Here is an 18377-nt window from a genome sequence, read left to right as displayed (position 1 = left end):
GCCTTACTCGGCCTGATCGGCCTTGGCCTCGTGCTCTTCCTTGACCTCTTCGGCCTTGCGCTTGAGCTCGGTGTTCAGGGCCTTGCCCTGCTCAACGGTCAGCTCGCCCTTCTTGACCAGATCGTCAACGATTTCCTGACCCTTCTCCACCGTGGTGGCCAGGGCGCCGACGCCCGCCAGAAACACCTTGCGCAGGCCTTCACCGAAATCGAAATCAGCCATCGTGTCCTCCTTTGAACGGATGTGGTTCCACTCTACCGCACCACGCACTTCACGCCGACTCAACATTCGAGGGACGATATCGAAAAACGGCACAGTGGCATCAAGCCATCCCTTATCTGGAAAAGTGTGTTATGCAACACCTTTTCCGCATACCAGTGCAGGGGATGGGAAAACAGTACTTTCCGACGGAACGCTTACCGCGGCCTGCCGGCAGCCACGGCCCTGGCCTTGGCGGCGATTCCGTCGATGCGTGCGAGTTCGGCGGCCCGGTCCTTGGCCTGGCGCGGCTCGAATGCGCCGTAACGCCGTTCCACGGCCGCGCGGATGAGGAAATCCGCAATGGCCGGGTTCTTGGGCAGCAACGAGCCGTGCATGTAGGTGCCGATGACGTTGTTGACGCGCGCGCCCTCGGTGTGGTCCTCGCCGTTGTTGCCGGTGCCGTCATGGTCCACACAGCCCAGCGGTTCGACGCCCGGATCGAGGAAGGTCTGCCCGGAATGGTTCTCGTACCCGATGATGTCGCCGAAGTGCGCGGAATGCTCGACGAGGTTGCCGATCATGCGCACGTCGCGCCCGATGGTGTGGGCGCCGATGATGCCGATGCCGTCGAGCCGGGTGCCGTCAATCGTCTCGAAGTAATGGCCGAACAGCTGGTACAGGCCGCAGATCATCAGCATCGGCACGCCGTCCGCGGCGAAGCGGCGCAGGTCGTCGGCGCGGGCGAACAGGTCGTCGATGATCTTCTTCTGCCCGGTGTCCTGTCCGCCGCCGCCGAGGATCATGTCCACGTGCTCAGGCCACGGGTCGCCCTGGTTGATTTCGTGGATGCGCGGCGCATACCCGTACAGCGCGAGCCGCCTGGCGACGGTGAGCACGTTGCCAGAATCGCCATAGATGTTCATATCCTTGGGATACAGGGAGACGACGTCGATGACGCCGGCACCCCCATTGGTCTCGTTGGTTTCGCTCATCGTCGCTCCTTAACGTCCCACGCCGGCATCGGCGACTTCGGTCATGCGGCCAAGCCGCGCACGCACGGCGAGCATGGCGGTGTATGTGCAGTAGATATGCTTCGGCGTGCCCGGATTGGCGGTCACGAACCGTTCGACGGCCTTATCCAAATCCGTATCGACCTCAGCGACCGGCACCTGGTCGTATTCGAGGCGCAGCGCCATATCCCACGCGCGCACGCCGGAGATCATCGCCACACCGGTGCTGCGCAGGCTGGTGAAGTCCACGTCCCACAGCCAGCTCATATCACGGCCATCGGCGTATTCGTCGTTGATGCAGATCATCGTGTCGTGTCCCTCGGGCGGGAACGACGCCAGCGACAGGCGGAAGCCCATCGGGTTCTTGACCAGCAGCAGCTCCACCATGGAACCGTTCACATCGATTGATTCCCCGCGACCGAACGCGGGGGTGACGGTCGAGAGCGCGGCCATCAGCGCGTCGGTATCCGACTGTGCGACGGATGTCATGCGTGCGGCGGATGCATCAGAGTCCGGTGAGCCCGTCGATTTCGCCCTCGTCGTTCCGATTGCGTCGCGACGGATGTCCGCCAGCACGGCACGTACCACGGCGAGCGCGGCCGCGGCGTTGTACAGGTTGTAGACGCCTTCGAGCCGGACCGGCGTGGTCAGGTCGGTGCCGTCGATGCGGAACGTGGCCTGATGGTCGCCGACCGCCATCAGCGTGACGTCGGCGGGAAGCGCTTCGGGAGTATGTCCACCGGCGTCGGAATCCCCGTCAGGGCAGGATCGGCCGCCCTTGCCGGCGACAACACCCGAGCCGTCGGATGCGGCAGCGGATGCTTGGCCGGACTCCATGTGCTCGGCGGCGGTTCCGAGTCCCGGCAGGCTCACCGTGGTGGCCATGTCGTCATCGGAGGGGAAGAACGAGCGCAACGAGGCATCCAGTCCGAAGTAGCGGACCGAGGCCGTGGCGGGCACCACATCGGCGAGCGCGGCGATGCGCGGGTCCTCGCGGTTGAGCACCACGGTGCCGGTGGTAGCTTCGGCCACACTGCTGAGCAGGCGGGCGGTGTTGTCAATCTCGCCGAAGCGGTCGAGCTGGTCGCGCATGACGTTGAGCAGCAGGCAGTAGCGCGGCTTGACCTGGCGAACGAAATGCACGGCGTAGGCCTCGTCGAGTTCGAGCACGGCGATGTCGGCGTCCAGCCGACCGCCGAGCGTCACCCGGTCCAGCAGGGCCGAGACCACGCCGCGAGTGAAGTTCGAGCCGGTCGGGTTGGTGAACACCTTCAGGCCGAGGTTCTCCAGCACGCTGGCCACCATGCGCGTGGTGGTGGTTTTGCCGTTGGTGCCGGAGACCAGCACCACGCCGAGCGGCAGCTGACCGAGCGTGCGTGCCAGGAAACCGGGGTCGATGGTTTCGGCGATCTTGCCGGGGAACGCGCTGCCGCCGGAGTGCACGAGCCGTGCCGCCTTGCGGACGGCCTTGCCGATCAGCGGGGTGGCGAAGGCGTGCCAGGGGCGGCGAGTCTTCGCGTCCACAGGTGCCGGCTCCGTGATGGTTGTCTGGTTCTCGGCGGCCGGCTGTTGCACGGCAGACGACCGCCGCGCGTCCGCCGGTTCCCCAACTGTCATATTCCGCGATGCCATCGTTACACCCCCTGATTGTTGTAATCCTGCGGCATGTCCTTGAATTTCGACGTCGCGCCGAGGAATGCCAGATGGAAGGTATCGGTCGGGCCGTTACGGTGCTTGGCCATAATGATGTCGGCCTCGCCCGGACGGTCCTCCTTGTCGTAGAAGTCGGGGCGGTGCACGAGGAACACCACGTCGGCGTCCTGCTCAATCGAGCCGGATTCGCGAAGGTCGGACAGCTGTGGCTTCTTGTCGTTGCGCATCTCGGGTCCGCGGTTGAGCTGGGAAAGCGCCACAACCGGCACCTCAAGCTCCTTGGCGAGCAACTTCAGCGCACGGGAGAATTCGGAGACCTCCTGCTGGCGGCTTTCCACGCGCTTGCCCGAGGTCATCAGCTGCAGGTAGTCGATGACCACGAGTTTCAGGTCATTGGTCTGCTTGAGCCGCCGGCATTTGGCGCGGATCTCCATCAGGCTCATGTTCGGGCTGTCGTCGATGAACAGCGGCGCGTTCTGCATACGGTTCCAGAACTTGTTCAACGTGTTCCACCGTTCCGGCGTGATGTCGTCGGCGCGGCGCAGCGCGACCAGCGGGATGTCCGTTTCGGCGGAGATGATGCGCTGCGCCAGTTCCGTCTTGCTCATCTCAAGGCTGAACACGATGGAGGTCAGGCCGTGGTGCAGCGAGGCGGCACGGGCGAAGTCGATGCCGAGCGTGGACTTGCCCATGGCCGGGCGGCCGGCGACCACAATCATCTGGCCGGGCTGCAGGCCCTGCGTCACGTCATCGATGTCGCGGAAGCCCGTGGGCACGCCGCGTTCCACATTGCCCTGTTGGAGGTTGTCCAGCATCTCCAGCGTGTCCTTGACGGCATCGCCGAGCGGCGCGTAATCCTGCCGCACACGACCCACGCTCATCTCGTAGACCTCGGATTGGGCCAGGTTCACCACGTCCTCGGCCTGGGAGCCCTCCGCCGAATACCCGAGCTGGGCAATCTTGGTGCCGGTGGCGATCACGTTGCGCAGAATCGCGCGCTGGTGCACGATCTCGGCGTAGAACGTGGCGTTCGCGGCGGTTGGCACCGAGGCCACCAGACTGTGCAGGTAGTCGGCGCCGCCGACCTTCTCCAGGTCGCCGGCTTTGAGCAGCTCGTTGGCCACCAGCACCACATCCACCGGCTGCGAGCCGGAGAACAACGTGATGATGGCCTCATAGATGGTCTGATGCTTCGGCTGGTAGAAATCGGTGACGTCGATCATCTGCGAGACCTCGCCGATGGCGTCCTTGCTCATCAGCATGCCGCCAAGCACGGCCATCTCAGCGTCATCATCGTGCGGGGGCACACGGTCGAAGATCACGTCACGCGACGACGCACCGGAGGCGCCGGACGTATACGACGCGTCACCGGCGTAACCGTCCGCGCCGCGCGAACCGCGGCCGTTTCCGCCCGAACGGGACTCATCCCAACTGTTTCCATCAACCATACGTTCGAGTATAGATGCAGGCCCGAAAGCCGGTAGATATCTACCGACCGCCCATGTTCCCATCGACGTCCAACAGCCAATCAACGGCCCGGATGACGGTAATGCCGTCCTGTGTGGTACCGACGCCGTAGGGTTCGAGCGTCACGACGACCTTCGGGAAAGAGTCGCCGACCGCGCGCAGCGGCGCCAGTTCACGCTCGCGTGTGGCTTCGTCGGCCATCGACGCGGTAACCTGAACATACCGCATCGCCGATCCTCGTCTCGCGACGAAATCGACCTCTCCCGTGGGCAGCGCACCGACATGAACCGTCCATCCGCGGCGCAGCAGTTCCATGTATACGATGCCCTCCAGTTGGAATCCGGCATCGATGCCCGCGAAGCCCAGGGCATAATTCCTGAACCCGTTGTCAACCGGATAATACTTGCGTTGGGGACGGAGGATCTGTTTGCCTCTCAGCCCGGATTGTTCCGCCGCATAGATCACGAACGCCTGCTCCAGCATCCTGATCTGCTCGTCCAGCGTCTGCGGGCTGATGGCGACGCCGGATGATTTCAACGTGTTGACGATTCTGCGCACCGAGAACAGGTTCCCGGATGTCGCGAACAGATACCGCGCGATCTTGTCGAACGTCGCGAGATCGCGGATACCATACCTGCTCGCCACGTCCTTGACGACGATGGTATTGAATATGGCGTCCAGAACCTCCGCGGCGCGCGATTCGTCTGCCGGCCCCATGGCAAGCAGCGCCGGCATGCCGCCGTACCGCATGTAGTCGGCCAGCAGCACGTCGGGCGAATCCGACGATTCGTTCTGCAAGGCGCGGCATGATACGTATTCCTCGAATGAGAACGGGTAGACCGGTATCTCCACATACCGGCCGGCGATGTAGGTGGCCAGTTCGCCGGACAGCAGCATCGCGTTCGATCCGGTCAGATAGATGTCGGTATCCGGCTGCGTCTGGAAACGACGGACGACCTTCTCCCAGCCCGCCACCTCCTGCACCTCGTCCAGCAGGATGACGAACGTACCGTTCTTGTCCGCGGCACGGTACGCCGCAGACAGTTCCTCATACAGGTCTCGCGCGGCGTAGTCGAAGGGCAGCCCCGCGGCATCGAGCTGTTTGAAGAACAGATTGGATTCGGCGATGCCGTTTGCCCTCAGACGGTCGGCGAACATACGCAGCAACGTCGACTTGCCGCACCGGCGGACACCCGTCAGCACCTTGACCTCGTCGGTGCCCATATGGGCGACGAGGGATTCCAACAGTCGGGGCCGGGGATACGTCAGCATGCTTTCAAATATACAACGTATTCTATATTATTCGCAACAGAAATTATAATATAAAATATATTTTATATTTACCGAGACAACGACCAGTATGTTCGACGCGCTCACAGCAGCACCACGGTTCATAGCCCGACGTCTCAGCCGGACGCAACACCTCCGCGAATTCCGCACATGGTCGCCACCATGTGTTCATCCACAGTCCAACCGGGCGACACGCTCGGACTCTGCAATGTGGATAGAAAAACGTGAGTTATCCACATTTTGGGGATAAGTCTGTGGATAGCGGGGTGGGTTATCCACAATATGGGGATAACCATGTGCATAACATGGGGATAACCGAATGGACGTGAGACTGAGATTTGCATATCCGAACCAATCGTGGTAAAGGCAGACGGACTCCCATCCGCAGCACCCACATCCGCCTCCGCATTCGCACACCGTTTCATGTGCGTTTCACGGGGATATCCAACCGGTGCAACCGAACGCCTCCTCCCCCTATCCCCAACATTCCCATTCCGGTACAATCGCCCCATGCCACAAACGAACCACGCTGACACCCGCGCCATCAACCGCCAGATCCTCGCCCTCGCCATCCCCACCTTCGGACAGCTCATCGCCGAACCCGCGTTCGTGCTCATCGACACGGCCATCGTCGGCCATATCGGCGACGCGGCGCTAGCGGGACTCTCGGTCGGTTCCACCATCCTGCTCACCACGGTCGGATTATGCGTGTTCCTGGCCTACAGCACCACCAGCCAGGTCGGCCACCTCATCGGTGCCGGGCGCCGCCGCGAAGGGCTCGAAGCCGGGATCGCCGGGCTGTGGCTGGCCCTTATCATCGGCTCCGTGGCGTCATTGGTCATCTTCCTGGCCGCTGAACCGCTGTGCTGGGCCATGGGCGCGCGCGGCGACGTGCTCGACAACGCCACGGCCTATCTGCAGGCCGTGGTGTTCGGAATGCCCGGCATGATGCTGGTGTATGCGGCGAACGGCATCTTCCGAGGGCTGCAGAAGGTGCGCATCACCCTGGCTGCGGCGGTGTGCGGCGCGGTGGTCAACACTGTACTCGACGTGCTGTTCGTGTTCGGATTCGACTGGGGCGTGACGGGTTCCGGCGTGGCCACACTGATCGCCCAATGGTTCATGGGTCTGTTCCTTGTCGTGCCAGCGCTGCTGTGGGCGCGAGCGGACGGCGCGGACTGGCGGCCACGGCTGCACGGCATCCTCGGCAGCGCCAACGACGGCTCCGTGCTGTTCATCCGCTCGCTGGCGCTGCGCGCCTGCATGGTGGCCACCGTCATGGCGGCCACGTCGATGGGCACGCAGGTGCTGGCGGCCTATCAATCGGTGAACTCATGCTGGAGCTTCGTCATCAACATATTGGATGCGATCGGCATTGCGGGGCAGGCGTTGGTGGCCGCCGAACTGGGTGCCGGGCACCGTGACCGTGCGCGCCTGATGACGCGTGCGGCGGGCCGCTCCGGGCTGATCGGCGGCGTGGCGATCGGCGTGGTCCTGATCGCGGTCGGATTCGTTGCCGCGCCGCTGTTCTCCCCGACACCCGACGTACAACGACTCATCACAGTCGGCATGATGGTATTGGGGATATTCCTGCCGTTGGGCGGATGGATGTGGGCCGTGGACGGCATCCTGATCGGCGCGGGCGACTATCGGTACTTGGCGGCCGGTTGCGCGGCCACGGCGGTGGTCTATCTGCCGGCGTTGTGGGGACTCCATCTGGCCGACGGCGTGTTTCTTACCAATGATGAGGTCCGAATGGCCGTGCTCTGGACGGTGATCAACCTGCTGTTCATCGGCGCACGCGCCATCTTCAACGGCCTACGCATCCGCACCGACCGCTGGATGCGCTGACCCGGTCACGTCAGAGAACGGCGGGCGGCGGCGAGCATGATGCGGGCGGTGGATTCCCGCCACGAAGACCATCCGTACCGCTTCGTAATCGTCTCGTCGGAGGTCGCGCCCAACGACGATCCGTCGGCGCGGGTCAGGTCGAACAGCATGTCCAGCAGCACCGGATCGCCGCGCATACGCGCCGCCAACTCCGCGCCAACGGCCGGATCGTAAGGATCCCGCCCGGTGGCGAACTCGGAAAGCGTCAGATGCTCGCGCACCAGCAGCGTGGCCATCCCGACCACGCGGTCGCCGAACCCCATGCGGCGCAGGATCACCGGCGCGTGCCGTGCGCCTTCGGCCGCATGGTCGCGCACGCCAGGGCGTTTGCCGATGTCATGCAGCAGTCCCGCCAGCAGCAACGCGGCATACTGCTCGTCATCGTAATGCTCCGACAACCCCGGCATCGCCGCATCCGACGGGACCGCACTGATTGGGGTCGCGCCTCTGACGCCCGCGTCAACGCCACGGGGGCCGCCATGGCCGTCGGGCCGCCCGTCGCCGCGGCCCAATCGCGAAACGACCTGGATCATATGCTGGTCGATGGTGTACCGATGCGCGGCCGAGGCGCTCGGACGGTTGCGGATACCCAGCCATTCGGGCATCCACCGCCCGGGGATGCCGACGTAATCCAACCGCTCCCACACCTCCGGCAGGTTCGCCCCGCAGGACAGCAGTCGAATCAGCAACGCACGCTCCTCGGCGTTCCAGTCATGGTCCCGCATCGGGCAACGCGTGAGATTGATCAACGTCACCGGATTGATCGGCAACCCCGATTCGCCCGAGGCCACCGCCACGCGCAACGGCAGCGCCGGATCGGACGACGGATCGGCACCGGGCGCGAGTACAATCTCCCCCTCATGCCGCGCCACCCCGGGGGCGATGACATCGAACGTCGGCGCCTCGCGGCGTCCGCCCGACCGCGGCTGGAAGATCTGGAAGAACGCGAATCGCGGCCGGTCGTGGACCAGCGAGCGCCGGGCGCGCGACGCGGTGTCCAGATAGGCGAACGACACCGTGCGCCCCAGTCGGGCGATCATCGTCATCAGGTCGTCGATGGAGGCGGCGGCGCGCTCCCCCTCCGGCAGCGTGGGGTCCGCCAGACCCAGCATCGCGGCGACCGCAGGCTGGTATGCGGTCAGCAGCAGGTTGGTATCGCGTCCCGCCGCCAGGTGGATGCAGTCGCGGACGTCCAGCAGCCGTTCGACCGCGTCGTCATACCTGCCGTGGGGCCGGTCAGCCAGCCACGACGCGGCCAGCGCGGACACGAGCACCGTGTCGCGCAACCCGCCGTGCGCCTCCTTGACGTTCGGCTGGTTGAGATACGGCAGCCTTCCGGATTCCAACAGACGCGCCCGCGCCGAGTCCAGCAGTTCGGGCAGACGACGGCGCGCGGCACGGCGCCATCGTTCGAGAATCGACGATGCCGTGTCCTCGATCAGTTCCGCATCGCCCGCGACCGGCCGCACCTCCAGCCATCCGGTGGCCGCCGGCAGATCATGGTCCGTCACCGCCTCGCACTGCGCGCGGGAGCGCACGGCATGGTCGAGGTCCAGGCCACTGTCCCACAGCGGATACCACAGCAGATTCGCCAGCTCGGTGATCTGGTGCTCGTCCAGCACATGCCCATCGTGGATGAGCACCAGGTCCAGATCCGAACACGGACCGATCTGCCCGCGGGACAGGGACCCGGTGGCGGCCAATCCCACACCGCGGTCCGGCACCACGAACGACGTCGCCGCGCACGCCTCGTCCCACAACGCTCGCAACCGGTCCATCGCCAGCGCGGTGCGCGCGCGACGCTTGCCCGCGCCATCACGGTATACGCCATCCGCATCCGGGGCGCTCAACTCCAGGAACCGTGCCTTCAGTCCATCCACGGCACTCATATCGGACTCCTCACCTTGCGGGCGCCACACCGACGCCGAACCACGCCCCGACCGCCCGCACCACATCAACAACCACAGCGGTTCCCCCGAATGAACCGCGCCGCAGCAACAATCAATGAAAGATCCCCGCACACCGTCGGCGTGCGGGGACCCACAATAGAGCGTCCTAACGGACCACCCGTCAGATGGCGGCCGAACCGGTCTCGCCGGTACGCACGCGCGTCACCGAATCAAGCGGCGCGACCCACACCTTGCCGTCGCCGATCGTGCCGGTGGCGGCGGCCTTGACGATCGCGTCGACCAGCACCTGCACGTCCGCGTCATCCGCAAGGATCTCCAAACGGATCTTCGGCATCAGGTCCACCGTGTATTCGGCACCGCGGTAGATCTCGGTATGGCCGCGCTGACGGCCGTAGCCGTTCGCTTCCGACACCGTCATGCCGTGCACGCCGGCCGCGGACAACGCGGTCTTGACCTCGTCGAGTTTATGGGGCTGGATGATGGCTGTGATGAGCTTCATCTCACTTCACCTCCTTGAGAACGGAGCTGGCCGTGCCAGCGAAGTCGTAGGCGCGTTCGCCCTGATCCGCCAGGTCGATGCCGCCGATCTCCTGGGATTCGGTCACGCGCCAGCCGATCGTCTTCTCCAACGCGAACGCGATGATCGCCGTCACCACCGCGGAGAATCCGATGGCCACCAGCGCCACCAGCAGCTGGACCACCAGCTGACGCCAGTCGCCGCCGGCCAGCAGGCCGGTGCCCTCGCCGAACAGGCCGATCAGCAGAGTGCCGATCAGACCGCCGACGCCGTGCACGCCGACCACGTCAAGCGAATCGTCATAGCCGAGCTTGAACTTCAGGCCGCAGGCAAAGCAGCAGACGATGCCGGCGACCGCGCCGATGACCATGGCCCACAGCGGGGAGACCACGTCGGCGGCCGGGGTGATGGCCACCAGGCCGGCCACAATGCCCGAAGCCGCGCCCATGGCGGTGTAATGGCCGGAGCGGATCTTCTCGGTGAAGCCCCAAGCCAGCATGGCCGCGGCCGCGGCTGCGGCGGTGCTCACCCAAGCGTATCCGGCGGTGCCGTTGGCCGCGAACGCCGAACCCGCGTTGAAACCGAACCAGCCGAACCACAGCAGGAACGCGCCCAGCATGACCATCGGCACGTTGTGCGGACGCATCGGCTGCGTGCCGAATCCCTTACGCCGGCCGATGATGAGTACCACGATCAGCGCGGCGGTTGCGGCGTTGATATGCACGACCGTGCCGCCGGCGAAATCGTGGGCGGAGGCGCCGATCGCCTGGGAGATCGCGCCGTCCGGGGACAGCAGGCCGCCGTTCCACACCATGTGGGCCAGCGGGCAGTAGCACAGTGTGATCCACAGCGCCACGAAGATCATCCACGTGCTGTACTTGATGCGCTCGGCCAGCGCGCCGGGGATCAGCGCCACGGTGATCATGGCGAACGCGGCCTGGAACGCCACGTCGATGCTGCCCGGGTACGCGCCGGACGTATCGACCGCGGTGAACACGCCATCCTGCGCGGTCATCGAATCGCGCAGCAGGAAGCCGGTGACCGGGTCGCCGAAGATGCCGGCCACGTCATTGCCCGCGTAGGAGATCGACCAGCCCCACAGCACCCAGACCACCATGGTGACCGCCAGCGCCGCGGCGGACAGCATCAACATATTCAGCACGGCCTTGGCTCGCACCATGCCGCCATAGAACAACGCCACACCCGGCGTCATGAGGAAAACGAGGGCCGCGGAAGTCAACAGCCATGCGGCAGCTCCGGTGTCCATGTTCTACCTCCCTCTCTTATTGCAATGTCATATCAGTTCGTCGCCCGGACGGACGGGCCGACCGCATCGGCCGTCCGTCGGAACACCGACGTTCGGTATCAAACGTCCGTCCGATGTTCAACACGTTACGTTGTGTTTCTGGATGATTACGTTCCAGGGACCGCGGACGGCACCCGAAGGGGGCAGAGCACCGGAGTTTTTCGCCAGTTGCCGCCGTTTGGAGGCGATTGTTGCGTGTATGTGACGACGCCGGAGACCCCCGTTCGGGCACCGTCCGCGATGCGGACTCCCGACGGGGGCGCGGGCGACCGTCAGGCCAGGATGCCGTCCACGAACCCTTCCGGATCGAACGGGGCCAGATCGTCGGGGCCCTCGCCCAGGCCGACCAGCTTGACCGGCACGCCCAGCTCCTTCTGCACGGAGATTACAATGCCGCCCTTGGCTGAGCCGTCCAGCTTGGAGAGCACCACGCCGGTGATGCCGATCGCCTCGGCGAACACCTTGGCCTGGGCCATGCCGTTCTGTCCGGTGGTGGCGTCGAGCACGAGCAGCACCTCGTCAACCGGCAGGTTCTTCTCGGTCACACGGCGGATCTTGCCCAGCTCGTCCATCAGGTTCGCCTTGTTCTGCAGACGGCCCGCGGTGTCGATGATGAGCACGTCGGCCTGCTCGTCCTTCGCGCGCGCGGCGGCTTCGAACGCCACCGACGCGGGGTCGGCGCCGTCCTTGTCGGAACGGACCACCGGCACCCCGACCTTGGCGCCCCACGTCTCCAGCTGATCGGCGGCCGCGGCACGGAACGTGTCGGCCGCGCCCATCATCACCCGCTTGCCATCGGCCACGAACAGCCGGGCCAGCTTGCCCGCAGTCGTGGTCTTGCCGGTGCCGTTCACGCCGACCATGATGATGACGGACGGCGTGTTCGCACACTCCTTGTTCGCATTGAGCCGACGATCCATATCCGGGCCGACCAGGTCGAGCAGCTTGGAACGCAACGCCTCACGCACCTGCGCGGGGTCGGCGGTGCCGGTGATGCGCGAATCGGTGCGCAGTTCGTCCACCAGCTGCGCGGAGGCTTCGGCGCCGACGTCGGCAAGCAGCAACGTATCCTCCACGTCCTCCCAATCGGCTTCGGAGAGGTTGTCCTTGGCCAAGATATTGAACAGCGCCTTGCCGAAGGGGTTCGACGACTTGGCGAGCTTGGCGCGCAGCCGTTCGATGCGGGAACGCGCGCCCTCCGGCTTGTCCAACGCGGGTTTGGCGGGGGTTGGTGTCGCGGCGGTAGATGTTGTGGCCGGTTCCGGCGCAGCGGCCGGTTCCGGTGCGGCGCCGGCGGGGGCCGGGGTCGCGGACTGCCCGGAGGCCTCAGGTTCCGCCGACTCCGGGCGAACCAGTTCCCGAGCGGAAGCCGGCTGGTCGCCACCGACGACGGCGGTCGGCGACTGTTCCTGCTGCGGTTTGCGATCCGCGGAACGGCGGGAGTGCAGATACCAGACAATCGCGATGACGGCGATAACAACAATGGCGGCTACAATGCCGATGATCACATTCGGTTCCATGTCACCAAGCCTAAAAACCGCAACGGACAGGGGCTAGGCACGCATCCGCCTACACTGGTGCACATGGCCAATTCCTCTCGTATGACGTCGCTGCAGCGGCGCGAACAGCTTATCCGCATCGGACGTTCGCTCTTTGCGTCCAAGGGGTTCGAGGCGGTCAGCGTGGAGGAGATCGCGGCGAGCGCCAAGGTATCCAAGCCGATTGTCTACGAGCATTTCGGTGGCAAGGAGGGGCTGTATGCCGTGGTGGTCGATCGCGAGATGCGGGCGCTGACCGAGGCGCTGTCGTCCGCACTGGCCACCCCTTCCGACCATCCGCGGCAGATCGTGGAACGCACGGCGCTGGCGTTGCTCACCTACATCGAGGAGAATGCCGCGGGCTTCCAGGTGCTTGTGCGCGATTCACCGTCCACCGACCCCGCCGGCTCGTTCAGCTCGCTGTTGGGCGAGGTCAGCATGAAGGTCGAGGAGCTGCTGGTCGTCTCGTTCAAGCAGCGCAAACTGCCGACCAAGGGCGTGCCGTACTATGCGCAGATGCTCGTCGGTATGACCGTGTTCACCGGACAGTACTGGGCGGACCAGCGCAAGATCAGCAAGGAGCAGCTGGCCGCGCACATCGTCAATCTGGCATGGCATGGCCTGTCACGGCTGGAGGCCAAACCCACGCTGCGATTCGAGGGAGCCAAAGCCAAACGCAACGCCGCGCAGACCGCCGCGTTGCCATCGCCCGCCGTCATCACCGTCGAACCGGTGGAGGACGCGGATGCCGCGCCGGATCCCCACGACGAGGACGACGCCCCCCGATCCGGAGCCGACCCGGAACTGACCTTGGACGACGTCAGGGGTGTATTCCGGGTCTCCCCTGCATAATTTCAGGGGATGATTCACCGCGGCCGCCGCGCATGTCGATGCGCGAAGTGCTACGTTGGAACCAGATAGAGCAAACCGACCGGCCTCTTACGGCCAGCAATCGAGGAACACCTAGCATTATGGAGCAGAACACTGCCAAAACCATCACCTTCGTGGTGCCTGCGTACAATATGGAGACCTACCTCAGCCGGTGCATCGAATCGTTGGTCGCAGCGCAGCGCAACGATGACATCGAAGTGCTGATCGTGGACGACGGCTCCCACGACAACACCCCGCAGATCGCCGACGCATACGAACGGCGATACCCCGGCATCGTGCGCGCCATCCACCAGGAGAACAAGGGGCACGGCGGCGCGGTGAACACCGGTGTGGCCGAGGCAAGCGGCGTGTACGTCAAGGTGGTGGATTCCGACGATTGGATCGGCGCGGAGGCGCTCGAACGGGTGATGGAGACGCTGCGCACGCAGGTGGCCGGCGACGCGCCGATCGATCTGCTCGTCACCGACTACGTGTACGACAAGGTCGGTAAGCGCGTCAAGCATGTGGTCGATTTCAAGCATGTGATGAAGCCGAACCGCGTACTCACCTGGGATGATCTCGGCCGATTCGGTGTGGCGCAGTACATGATCATGCACACGCTGACCTTCCGCACCGAGGTCGTGCGCGCCTCAGGCATGCAGCTGCCGGAGCACACGTTCTACGTGGACTTCATCTACTCGTACCACCCGTTCCCGTGGATCAAGACACTGATGTACCTCGACGTGCCGTTCTACCACTATTTCATCGGCCGCGAGGGGCAGAGCGTACAGACCGACGTGATGATCCGCCGTGTCAACCAGCTGCAGCTGGTCAACCGCTGCATGCTGGCGGCCACGCCGGAACGCGGCACCGTGCCGGACGGTCTGTACCGGTACATGATTCACTTCCTGGCCATCGAGAGCTCGGTGACCAGTGTGTTCCTCATCCTTTCGCGCAAGCCGGAGAACTACAAGGTCAAGGATGAGCTGTGGGAGAATATCCGCCGGACCTCGCCCGGCATCTACCACGATGTGCGGCGTAAGCTGATCTCCCGTGCACTCAACCTGCGCGGCTCGGTCGGACGATGGATGATCCGCGTGGGCTACCGCGTGGCGAATCTGGTGGTCGGATTCAACTAAACGCGACCTGCCGCGCATGCACTCGCCAGTCGAGGTACGGCGTTGCTTGACAAGCGTATGCAACACGTTTGTCTCTTCGGCGCGTCGCGCTGTATAATGTGAGTTTGTTGCCCCTCTAGCTCAACGGTTAGAGCAGCGTCCTTTTAAGTCGTGGGTTGTGGGTTCGAATCCCACGGGGGGTACTCTCAAGGAAAGGTCCGCCTCCACCGGCGGACTTTTCCATATCATCACCTGTTTCTTCCGCCACACCCATTCTCCGCATCAGGGAATCATCCATTAACGACTCTGGTGATGTATTCAGAAAATGTGAAGCTCTTACCAAGTCAGCAACGGACCAAGAAACTACGCCTTTGAGTTTTTTTGACATAGCAGCTCGCTGAATCCCCAACGCCTCTGCGAGCGATGTTTGAGACAAACCATACGCAGTCAACATCATCTTGACATTCCAAGAAATGACTTTTTCCGTATACGAAACATCATCAAGACCTGTTTCAACCGGAGCGGACATTACAGCCGTCATAGGCATCCTCAATTCATCTTGTATCTGTATTTTCAACAGAGTTTAACACGCCGACTTGTGTTGCGTCAAAAGAAACACTAGACTGTATCTTGCAAGGAAACATACGACCTGCAAGGGATGCAAGACGGAGGTTACTTATGTCGATGAAGGAGTGGGTTAAGGCGCAGGGTTTGTCTTACCGCCAGCTTGCTTCGGACATGGGCGTCTCCGCTTCGCAGTTGTGCAAGAAGTTGAACCGGCAGTCGGCATGGCAGGAGGACGATCTGGTGTGGTTTTCGGATCATTACGGGCTGTCCGCTGATTTCGTGATCGGCTGCTCGGAAGAACCGTATCGAGTGGGGGTGGCTTGATGGCTTCAGTGATTCCTGTTGATTGTCCCGTTGATGATTATCTGGTCGTGCGTGTTGGCGCGGCGACGATGATCGTCCCGTCCGGTTTGGATGCGTCCTTTGATGATCTGGCCGGTATTCGTCACCGGTTCAACGAGGTGTTGTCGGAGCAGATGCGTCTCGCCCGCCCTTCGTTCGCGGCCGATGATGCCGTGTCTCGTCCGGAGCTTGAGTTCCCGACCATTTCCGAGCAGGAGCGTCGGGATTGCAAGGATTTGTCCCGTCGTCTTGCGTTCTGGGGTGACTCGCGGATGGCGGTTGGCTCCCGGTCCGGAAAGGAGGTTCGAGAGTAAAGGAATGCCCGGCTCCCCGATTAGCGGTCGCGGAGCCGGGCGGTAAACCATCCAGTCACATGATCCCGATGATGGACTTCGGATCGTGTGTCAACCAATGTCGTTCAGTTTTGGAGGTTCACATGTCCAGTGTAAACGGGTCGTTGATGACCGTTGTTTTTGATGATACGCGCGACACGCCGATGCTTGGCCGGACAAGTGCGGATTGTTTTCGGGAGGCGGAATGGTGGCGGCATCGGGCCGCTTTGTATCTGGATGCGGCCGTCGGTATCGGTGTCGGCACGATGGCGTTGCTTCTGCTTCTCGTCCTGTTCCCTTTCGTTTCGGCGGTGGCCGCGTTGGCGGTCGGCATGGTTGCGGTGCTGGCCGGCGGGTTGTTGGCCCGTTGGCTTGTGGGGAACTATCGCGACGCGATGGATTTCGCCGTTTGGAGTCTGGAAGGGGCTTGCGTTGGAGGAGATCGAGGCTGACATGAGAAGGATCGCCTATTGCCTGTCGGGTCTTGCGACGGGTCTGCGTGCCACGCAGGAGGCCGTGGATCGTATGACGGTCATGGCGCTTGTGATTCGGATGCAGATCCGTGGTCTGGGCGCCGCGCCGAACGCCTCCGTTTCCCCGGCCGTTGTGCCGTTGGTTCTGGAAGGAGGGATGTGATGGCGTCGGTTGTGGGTTTGCTTGCCCGGAACATGGGGTCGCGCATCAGTCTGCTCGCGGGGTCGGTGGATTCGTCCCTGACCGTGGAGCAGGTCGTCGCCGCCGCGTATGCGGCCGGTGTGGAGGATTCGTCCTCGTTCGTGTGTGATTGCGATTTCGCGTCCCGTGATGGTTCGGCGGAGGTTCGTCGTGCCGCTTCGGCGTTGAGCGAGGCGTTGTCGATGCTGCGGCATCCGTCGTCGTGTGGAGAGAGGTGTTCGCGATGAGTCGTGATTTTCGTTTTCTGGTGCATCTGCTGGGGTTGTGCGTCCTGATGGCCTTGTCGGTGGGGTCGTTGTTCCTGATCGCTTGGCTGCTGGTTCTCGCGTGCTCCTTGGTGGGTGTGGATCTGGCGTTCCCGTTCGCGTTGGTGTCCTCGATCCTGCTGGTGACGGTGGTGTTGGTGCCGTGGCTTGCATACGAGACCCGGATCGCGGTTTCGGATGATGACGAGAGGGAGGCGTGACATGACCGCCTGCAAGGTTTTCTCCGCCAGGGACGTTCGTCTTATCGAGGCCTCCCCTGCCGTCATGTCCGTGTCGGAGACGGGGCGGATCTCGTACACGACGGCGTTCCGGCTGCATCTGCTGGCCCGGTTGCGGGCGGGTGATACCGCGACCGAGGTGTTCGCCGCCGCGGGTCTGCCGTCGTCGCTGGTCGGGCCGAAACGTATCGAGCGGGCGGCCGCGCACGCGCGGCGTTCGGAGCGTCTGGCCCGTCTGCTGGACGAGCGGGGCGACACATGGGATTCGATGGTGGCCAGGCGCGGCACGTCGGACGACGATCTGATGCGCGTGGTCATGGCGGTGTCGAACCGTTGCTCGGGTTTGCAGGAGCGGCTGGACCATATGGAGCGTCTGGTCGCCGCGCTGACCTCGAGCGTCGATCTGGGGAGGGCGTCATAAACGGGCGTGAGAGCAGCGCCGGGCGCGTGATCCGCATGCTTGGCGAGGGCAGGCCGGACAAGGTCATCTCCCGGGAGACCGGGTGGCCGCAGACCGCCATCGATTCGATGAAGACGTTGTTGGAGCATGAACGGTTCAGGGAGGTGCGTGATGGCCGGTGACGCGATGGTGCTGATCGTCCTGCTGATGGGTTGTTCGGTGGCGGGCGTGCTGCTGCCGTTCGTCCTGGTGGCGTTGCGCGTGCTGATGATTCCGGTGCGTATCGTCGCCCTGTTCTTCAGGTTCGTGTGGAACGGGGGCCGAAGATGACCGCGGGAACGTTGGAGAAGGTATGGCGTCTGAACGATCCGCGTCTGACGCCCGCCGCGAAGTCCGTGCTCTCCTATCTGGCGTACCGGGCCTATTATGCGGACGGGCGGGCCGCGTGGCCGAGCGTGGACACCGTGAGCCGGGCCACGGGATGCAGCCGAGCGACGGTGCATCGGGCCGTGAGCATGCTGGTCGAGCTGGGGTATCTTCGCGCCGCCGACGACCAGTCGTGGAACGCGAGGAACGCGGTGACGGGAGAGCCCGTGCGGAGGAACTACCGGACGACCGTGTGGGACGTGCTGACGGAGAACTTCCGCGACGTGGAGTCCGAGTCCGCGGAGCGTATCGCCGATCAGACAATGGATGCCGGATCGTCCACCGATATTCAGGGGTCTCAGAATGAGACCCCTGGGATGGAGCCGGTTCAGGGGTCTCAAATTGAGACCCCTGAGTCTGAACCGCACCCCGATTGTTGGA

21 protein-coding genes, 1 tRNA gene and 2 pseudogenes are annotated in these 18377 nt (G+C 63.9%); 14 read left to right on the top strand and 10 right to left on the bottom strand.

The features are described 5' to 3' along the window. Positions 1-3: 3 nt before the first annotated feature. From B4C31_RS06625 to B4C31_RS06605, 5 genes are all read right to left on the bottom strand, one after another. Positions 4-222, bottom strand: a complete 219-nt coding sequence (locus B4C31_RS06625) for a phasin family protein (protein ID WP_033508835.1) — start codon at positions 220-222, stop codon at positions 4-6. A 194-nt stretch (positions 223-416) separates the two neighbouring features. Further along, entirely contained in the window at positions 417-1193 is a 777-nt protein-coding gene (locus tag B4C31_RS06620) for a type 1 glutamine amidotransferase (RefSeq protein WP_291531835.1), read from the bottom strand. Positions 1194-1202: 9 nt separating this feature from the next. Further along, positions 1203-2828 carry a Mur ligase family protein gene (locus B4C31_RS06615; protein ID WP_291531834.1) on the bottom strand — a complete coding sequence of 542 codons (1626 nt, stop codon included), beginning with the start codon at positions 2826-2828 and terminating at the stop codon, positions 1203-1205. A 17-nt stretch (positions 2829-2845) separates the two neighbouring features. Next, positions 2846-4312, bottom strand: a complete 1467-nt coding sequence (gene dnaB, locus B4C31_RS06610; protein ID WP_033507355.1) for a replicative DNA helicase — start codon at positions 4310-4312, stop codon at positions 2846-2848. A 40-nt stretch (positions 4313-4352) separates the two neighbouring features. After that, positions 4353-5603: an ATP-binding protein gene (locus tag B4C31_RS06605; protein WP_291531833.1), complete on the bottom strand. Its 1251-nt coding sequence runs from the start codon at positions 5601-5603 to the stop codon at positions 4353-4355. 528 nt (positions 5604-6131) lie between these two features. Here B4C31_RS06605 and B4C31_RS06600 point away from each other — a divergent pair. Next, positions 6132-7472 carry an MATE family efflux transporter gene (locus B4C31_RS06600; RefSeq protein ID WP_291531832.1) on the top strand — a complete coding sequence of 447 codons (1341 nt, stop codon included), beginning with the start codon at positions 6132-6134 and terminating at the stop codon, positions 7470-7472. A 5-nt stretch (positions 7473-7477) separates the two neighbouring features. On the opposite strand, the gene B4C31_RS06595 is transcribed toward B4C31_RS06600, so the two are convergent. The 4 genes and pseudogenes from B4C31_RS06595 to ftsY all read right to left on the bottom strand — a co-directional run. Continuing rightward, on the bottom strand, positions 7478-9400 hold the full coding sequence (locus B4C31_RS06595; RefSeq protein ID WP_291531831.1) for a protein-PII uridylyltransferase: 1923 nt from the start codon (positions 9398-9400) through the stop codon (positions 7478-7480). A 181-nt stretch (positions 9401-9581) separates the two neighbouring features. Further along, complete coding sequence (locus B4C31_RS06590; RefSeq protein WP_033507348.1) at positions 9582-9920, bottom strand: P-II family nitrogen regulator; 339 nt, start codon at positions 9918-9920, stop codon at positions 9582-9584. A gap of 1 nt (position 9921) precedes the next feature. After that, complete coding sequence (locus B4C31_RS06585) at positions 9922-11205, bottom strand: ammonium transporter (RefSeq protein ID WP_291531830.1); 1284 nt, start codon at positions 11203-11205, stop codon at positions 9922-9924. Positions 11206-11516: 311 nt separating this feature from the next. After that, positions 11517-12581 (bottom strand): annotated as a pseudogene (gene ftsY / locus B4C31_RS06580) (signal recognition particle-docking protein FtsY); the annotation flags it as partial. A 246-nt stretch (positions 12582-12827) separates the two neighbouring features. Here ftsY and B4C31_RS06575 point away from each other — a divergent pair. The 3 genes from B4C31_RS06575 to B4C31_RS06565 all read left to right on the top strand — a co-directional run bounded on the left by B4C31_RS06575 (position 12828) and on the right by B4C31_RS06565 (position 14973). After that, positions 12828-13634, top strand: a complete 807-nt coding sequence (locus B4C31_RS06575; RefSeq protein ID WP_291531828.1) for a TetR/AcrR family transcriptional regulator — start codon at positions 12828-12830, stop codon at positions 13632-13634. 119 nt (positions 13635-13753) lie between these two features. After that, complete coding sequence (locus B4C31_RS06570; protein ID WP_291531827.1) at positions 13754-14791, top strand: glycosyltransferase family 2 protein; 1038 nt, start codon at positions 13754-13756, stop codon at positions 14789-14791. Between the two features lie 109 nt (positions 14792-14900). Next, positions 14901-14973, top strand: a tRNA-Lys gene (locus B4C31_RS06565). 95 nt (positions 14974-15068) lie between these two features. Here the strand turns inward: B4C31_RS06565 and B4C31_RS08850 are convergent. Next, positions 15069-15299 (bottom strand): annotated as a pseudogene (locus B4C31_RS08850) (helix-turn-helix domain-containing protein); the annotation flags it as partial. 149 nt (positions 15300-15448) lie between these two features. Here B4C31_RS08850 and B4C31_RS06560 point away from each other — a divergent pair. The 10 genes from B4C31_RS06560 to B4C31_RS06515 form a co-directional block, all read left to right on the top strand. Further along, positions 15449-15661 carry a helix-turn-helix domain-containing protein gene (locus B4C31_RS06560; RefSeq protein ID WP_291531826.1) on the top strand — a complete coding sequence of 71 codons (213 nt, stop codon included), beginning with the start codon at positions 15449-15451 and terminating at the stop codon, positions 15659-15661. Next, entirely contained in the window at positions 15661-15993 is a 333-nt protein-coding gene (locus B4C31_RS06555; RefSeq protein ID WP_291531825.1) for a hypothetical protein, read from the top strand. Before B4C31_RS06560 ends, B4C31_RS06555 begins: the two co-directional genes overlap by 1 nt. Positions 15994-16115: 122 nt before the next feature. Beyond that, positions 16116-16463: a hypothetical protein gene (locus tag B4C31_RS06550; protein WP_291531824.1), complete on the top strand. Its 348-nt coding sequence runs from the start codon at positions 16116-16118 to the stop codon at positions 16461-16463. Continuing rightward, positions 16444-16647, top strand: coding sequence for a hypothetical protein (locus tag B4C31_RS06545; protein WP_291531823.1), 204 nt, complete (start codon positions 16444-16446; stop codon positions 16645-16647). Before B4C31_RS06550 ends, B4C31_RS06545 begins: the two co-directional genes overlap by 20 nt. Further along, positions 16647-16913, top strand: a complete 267-nt coding sequence (locus B4C31_RS06540) for a hypothetical protein (protein ID WP_291531822.1) — start codon at positions 16647-16649, stop codon at positions 16911-16913. The genes B4C31_RS06545 and B4C31_RS06540 overlap by 1 nt, the downstream gene beginning before the upstream one ends. After that, the gene (locus B4C31_RS06535; protein ID WP_291531821.1) at positions 16910-17152 is read left to right on the top strand and encodes a hypothetical protein; all 243 of its coding nucleotides are present in this window, start codon (positions 16910-16912) and stop codon (positions 17150-17152) included. The genes B4C31_RS06540 and B4C31_RS06535 overlap by 4 nt, the downstream gene beginning before the upstream one ends. Before the next feature lies 1 nt (position 17153). Beyond that, positions 17154-17591, top strand: coding sequence for a hypothetical protein (locus tag B4C31_RS06530; RefSeq protein WP_291531820.1), 438 nt, complete (start codon positions 17154-17156; stop codon positions 17589-17591). A 26-nt stretch (positions 17592-17617) separates the two neighbouring features. Beyond that, positions 17618-17752, top strand: coding sequence for a hypothetical protein (locus B4C31_RS06525; RefSeq protein WP_291531819.1), 135 nt, complete (start codon positions 17618-17620; stop codon positions 17750-17752). Next, positions 17742-17900, top strand: a complete 159-nt coding sequence (locus B4C31_RS06520; protein WP_291531818.1) for a hypothetical protein — start codon at positions 17742-17744, stop codon at positions 17898-17900. Before B4C31_RS06525 ends, B4C31_RS06520 begins: the two co-directional genes overlap by 11 nt. Then, on the top strand, positions 17897-18377 hold a 481-nt coding region (locus B4C31_RS06515; RefSeq protein WP_291531817.1), incomplete at its 3' end, for a helix-turn-helix domain-containing protein. The genes B4C31_RS06520 and B4C31_RS06515, both read left to right, overlap by 4 nt.

The organism is Bifidobacterium sp. UBA4282, from assembly GCF_002394995.1.
GTDB classification, from domain to species: Bacteria; Actinomycetota; Actinomycetes; order Actinomycetales; family Bifidobacteriaceae; genus Bifidobacterium; species Bifidobacterium pullorum_B.
This window is presented reverse-complemented; position numbering and strand designations above follow the sequence as displayed.